The 5,250-nt window shown below is 44.3% G+C and carries 3 protein-coding genes; 2 read left to right on the top strand and 1 reads right to left on the bottom strand.

Annotated features, from left to right (window positions below):
• Positions 1-139: 139 nt before the first annotated feature.
• Positions 140-688, top strand: coding sequence for a hypothetical protein (locus KDK15_RS00145; RefSeq protein WP_257293344.1), 549 nt, complete (start codon positions 140-142; stop codon positions 686-688).
• 204 nt (positions 689-892) lie between these two features.
• On the opposite strand, the gene putP is transcribed toward KDK15_RS00145, so the two are convergent.
• Complete coding sequence (gene putP, locus KDK15_RS00140) at positions 893-2,401, bottom strand: sodium/proline symporter PutP (protein ID WP_257293343.1); 1,509 nt, start codon at positions 2,399-2,401, stop codon at positions 893-895.
• Between the two features lie 226 nt (positions 2,402-2,627).
• On the opposite strand from putP, the gene KDK15_RS00135 reads away from it, so the two are divergent.
• Positions 2,628-5,123 (top strand): WH2 domain-containing protein, encoded by a 2,496-nt coding sequence (locus KDK15_RS00135; protein WP_257293342.1) that lies wholly within the window; start codon positions 2,628-2,630, stop codon positions 5,121-5,123.
• Positions 5,124-5,250 lie beyond the last annotated feature (127 nt).

Below are 5,250 nucleotides of genomic sequence, written 5' to 3'. Positions count from 1 at the left end.
CCTCGCTACGGGCGCTATTCTCGGACAGCCTCCTAGGAGGCTGTCCGAGAATAGGAAAGGGGTGATCTATTCTCAGCAGCCTTCCGGATAATCTATACTCTATTCTTAGATTCTGCGCGCAGTAAAGCAGGAGTTTATTATGAAACGTCTTTACTACCTGACTGGCTCACTGGACAGTGTCACCAAAATTAATGAAGACCTGCACCGGGATGGTATCACCGACTGGCACCTCCATGTTTTAAGCCGAAATGAAGCTGGCCTGTATCACAAGCAGGTTCACAGTGCCAATATGCTGCAGGAAAACGATGTAATTCACTCAGGAGAGCTGGGTGCCCTCATTGGCGGTGTTGCCGGTCTGCTGGCGGCCACAGTGATTGAGTGGTGGAACCCGATTGGGATAAATATCCCTCTACCCGCACTTCTGGTGGTCGCTGGCGTCTTTACTATGTTTGGTGCCTGGAGCGGCGGGTTGGCAGGTATCACCCGCGAGAATTACAAAACGGCCCGGTTCCACGATGATCTGGTAAAAGGCAAACATTTGATAATGGTGGATGTATCCAGACAACAGGAGCAGCGGGTACGCTACCATTTGAGCAAATATCATCCGGAAGCCTCTCTTGCCGGTGTGGATACCACCCTGACACTGCCCTTCAGCCCTAACTTCTGGCGTTACCCACGCCATAACTAGTATACGGTTTTCAATGCAATTGATGGGCTCCTTCATTGACCTCCAAACTTCGTTCACCTTGAGCGGAGTCGAAAGGTGAAAACTCCATACCCTGAATATTGTGCCAATCACCCTTCGACCGTGCATCCAGAGCGGAGTCGAAGGACGCTCAGGTTGAACGGAGATTTTACACATCAAACTCATCGAAATGATGTACCAGAAGGCTTATCCATTGTCAGGGGATGGTGACTTCACAAGCGTCTGCACCTTCTGAAAGGTTTCTGACTCCGCATCAGAAGGCGCTTTTCCCATCAGGCTAAACACTACTATTGCCATTGACGCCGCGATAAAACCGGGGATAATCTCGTAAACTTCAAAAATCCCCCCGCTGAGCGAACGCCATACCACCACAGTAACCCCACCCACAACAATACCGGCAAGGGCTCCCAAGCCATTCATTCGCTTCCAGTAAAGGGAAAAAAGCAGTGCAGGGCCAAAGGCGGCACCGAACCCCGCCCAGGCATAAGACACCATCTCAAGCACAGAACTGTCCGGGTTTAGTGCCAGCACCGTAGCCAGCACCGCAATACCAACAACAGCCATACGGCCAACCATCAACATCTCACCCTGAGTAGCATTGGGACGCAGCATATTGCGATAAAAGTCCTCTGCTACCGCAGTAGAACAAACCAGCAACTGAGAATCTGCGGTACTCATGATGGCGGCCAGAATAGCGGCCAGTAGAATACCGGCTATCACCGGGTGAAAGAGGGTATTCACCATCAGCATAAAAATAGCTTCCGGGTCGTCTAATACCAATCCCTGCCGCTGGGTATATATGATTCCGGTCAAACCAACCAGCAAAGCACCCAGCATACAGATTCCAGTCCATGAAACCGCAATCCGCCGTGCCAACGTTAGCTGATGACTGGACTGCACCGCTTTAAAACGCGCCATAATGTGTGGCTGGCCAAAGTAGCCCAGCCCCCAGCCCAATAATGACAAAACCGTAATCACAGAAAGAGCTTCCCCTCGAACATCAGTGAGCATGCTGGTCAAATGGGGGTTCAGTTGGTTAATCTCGGTAAGCACCTGCCCGGCACCACCGGTGACTTCCAGCACTGTCACCGGAACAATCAGCAGCGCTGCTGACATCAGCAGGCCTTGCACCAGATCGGTCCAGCAGACTGCCAGGAAACCACCAAACAGGGTGTAGGAGACCACACTCAACATGCCAAGAATCACAGCCAACTCGTAGTCAAAACCAAAAACCGATTCAAAGAGTTTGCCACCGGCTACCAATCCTGAACTGGTGTAAAAAAGAAAGAAAATCAGGATAAAACCCGCACTGACCGGTTGCAGGATATACTTCAGATCGGAGAAACGGTTGGAAAAAAATTCGGGAAGCGTCAAAGAGTCATTCGCAGCTGCACTGTATATTCTTAAACGACGGGCCACCAGAAGCCAGTTCAACCAGGTTCCTCCCAGTAGCCCCAGCCCCAGCCAGATCGCTTCAAATCCGGCCGCAAACGCATACCCCGGCAGACCCAATAAAAGCCAACCACTCATATCAGAAGCACCGGCGCTTAATGCCGCCGACCACGGCCCCAGTGAGCGCCCGCCAAGAAAATAGTCAGAAGAGTTTTGGGTTCTCTGCCAGGCAATATAACCAACCCCCAACATGGCAATAAAATAGATCAGGAAGGTTATGGTTATTTGTATTTGGTTTTCCATGATGGCTAACTCTTGGTATATATATTTTCAACGTTAGCTCACATTTATTTATTCAATTCAATTGGAATACCTGCTGTTTTAATTAGTTATTTCTCAAATAAAGTCTGCCAAAAATATGACTCTTAGCTCTGAGACAAAGAATTATTTCGATGAAAAGTTACCTTTATATTGATCCAGTTAATGTACGCTATCATTCAAAAATGAACTGGTAATTTTGGATACAGACATGGATAGCCAACGCATATCACCCCCCTCTCTTGATCAAATAAAAATACCTGAACAAAAACCAGCAAAGTACGCTGGAATTGAATCAGGCAAGGGCACCAAAATATTAGATAGTGATGGAAAACTGGTTTCCACGTGGGGACGAAAGATTGAGAATTTTTTTGATATAGAGCGAATTAATCCAAAAAGATCTGAATTCAAAAAAGCAATGCATGAATTTCAAGAGCTCATGACCAATAGGCGTGTCAAGCTTTTACAAGAGGTTGAAGACACATCTACTCATATTGATAATATCTTAAATCTTCCTGAATCAATTCAAAACCATGATAATTATGTTAACCGTAAGAAATTCACGAAGCTTGTTCAATCAGATGTTAAGAAATACCTCTCTTATGAAATCAGATGCTGCAACTCAGGACAAAAACTCGTTAAATTATACGAGGAAGTGCAGAGACTGAGAGATCACCATCGCCTACCACCCAAAATAATAGAGCCACTATTTGAAAAAATTAATGATCAAATGGCAGTACTTGTTGAGGAAATGCCAAAGCACCTCAGAAGCATTGACCATGATAAAGAAAAACCTCAAACCCTTGAATTGACCAAAAAAAAATGTGAAGTGGTTAAAGGTCTGCTCAGTGCTGCCAGTAAGATTAATGACAATTTGCACAAAAAGCATAGAAAAGCACTAAGAAATATGATGGTCGTCATGTTTTCTGAGGATGTAGAAAAAGTAACAAGTTTGTGCAAAGCACGAAACAACCTGAAAGAAAATGAAAAATTATCAGATGATATTAAGGAAGTAAGAGATACAATAGTCTATCCATTCTTTGAAGGTATTGCTTCAGACTCTGAAGAGTATTGCAAAAAAGTCGAAAGAAACACAGATAAACAAATAAAAGATTTAGAAGCACAACGTGAAATAATCCCCAGCATAATTACCAAACTAAATAAAACACTAACAACCGCCTCTAAAATTGTAAAAAATGAGGCAGAAGCAATGGTAGCTAAAAAAAATATACTGAATAATAAGAGAAAAACAAAACTAACAGAAAATGCAATCAAAAGACTTGAAGATCGAGAGGTGAAAAAATTTTCTGAGTTTGAAAAACTACAAGAAGAATATAAAAATCTGTATGGAGAATTAATTTCCAGACTGGCACAATTTAAATCGAGTGTCGAAATATATTTTGACGACAAACCGACTCAGGAATCAGAATCCCCCAAACACCCAGAAGAATTCTTGGCTGCTTACAGAAAAGTAGATTTAACTGAGTCGTGGAAAAATCTCCAAAACCTGGATCCAACGGATACGAATACGGATCTGGCTTTAAAATCCTTCAATCATGTTTGCTTCGATAGTCACTTTCAAAATCTTATGTTAAAGGAACAGGAGTGGTTACCTGAACATGAAATAGAAAATCTCAAAAATAGTGTTCAAGAATCAGTAACAGGAAGCTCTGATCAAAAAGAAACCTATGATCAATTGGTTGTTGCGCACACTGCCTGTCGGCTGGCCAAGAAGGCATATAAAACAGCCATGGAGAAGGAGAAAAAACAACCCAGGAAAGCTCGTGAAAAAGCCAAAATACTGACAGGCACTATAACTTCGGAACAGCTTGACACAGCAAAACAACTGAGAATGTTGCATGCACAGTCAGTAGCAACCAATAAAACTGACCACATGAATGTTGATGCTAAGCCCGACGATGGAATGGATGAAAACAATAATCACTCTTTGAGTAGCAGTGATGCTGACTCATGGAACAAAGCTCCTGCAGCAAGTGATGCTGAAGTACCTCAAGAAAATATTGACGCAAACATTACCTCAGGCCTGCATCAAGAATCAGTTACTGAAAAGCCACAGACCTTTGCCAAAACAGTATTGCCACCAATAGCCAGTAACAGCAGCACTACAGAGATCAGTGGAGTTGAAAACCAATCCAATGGACGTAAATTACTATCACCGATAACAGAACGATCAAAAAAACCAAAACAAAAAACATCACCAGAACGTCCAACACGACCAGCACCACAACCACCATCCCCTAAAAACACAACAAGTGGTGGAGCTAAAGACCAAACCGATGGTAGTAAACCAGTACCGCCACCTCCGCCACCACCAGCACCACCTCTACCTTCTGGCAACACTACAAAAAGAGGTGGTGCTAAAGGGCAAACCGATGGTAGCAAACCAGTGCCACCACCACCACCACCGCCACCGCGGCCGCCAGCACCATCAGCAGGAAGCCAAACCACGAAAGCCAGTAGTGGAGTTAAAGATCAAGATGGAAGAACTAATCTTTTAAACCAGATTCGCGAGGGAAAGACATTAAAGAAAGTGCCTGAAAACGAAAAGAGCGATAGGTCCGCTGTAAACTCTAAAGTACCTAGTCAAGGAAGCAAGGGCAGCATACATGATTCCTTGAACAAAGCCATAATGCAAAGAGGAAATAGTATTAATCCTGATGCTAGTGATGGTGACGACTGGAACTAAGACCACAAAGTTTAGTGCAAGAACCTCTAATACGAGACTGCATTACCCGGGCACAGTTATCGAGAGGTAATCAAAGACAGTTGAAATAAAAAGCAACGAACGCAACAAGCCCTGCTAGACTTGGCCT

The sequence above is a fragment of the Endozoicomonas sp. YOMI1 genome (assembly GCF_024606345.1).
GTDB lineage: Bacteria > Pseudomonadota > Gammaproteobacteria > Pseudomonadales > Endozoicomonadaceae > Endozoicomonas.
This window is presented reverse-complemented; position numbering and strand designations above follow the sequence as displayed.

What these genes read in the sequence shown, in the direction of transcription:
- putP (WP_257293343.1), bottom strand. Translation starts at nt 2,401, where the DNA reads ATGGAAAACCAAATACAAATAACCATAACCTTCCTGATCTATTTTATT.
- KDK15_RS00135 (WP_257293342.1), top strand. Translation starts at nt 2,628, where the DNA reads ATGGATAGCCAACGCATATCACCCCCCTCTCTTGATCAAATAAAAATA.
- KDK15_RS00145 (WP_257293344.1), top strand. Translation starts at nt 140, where the DNA reads ATGAAACGTCTTTACTACCTGACTGGCTCACTGGACAGTGTCACCAAA.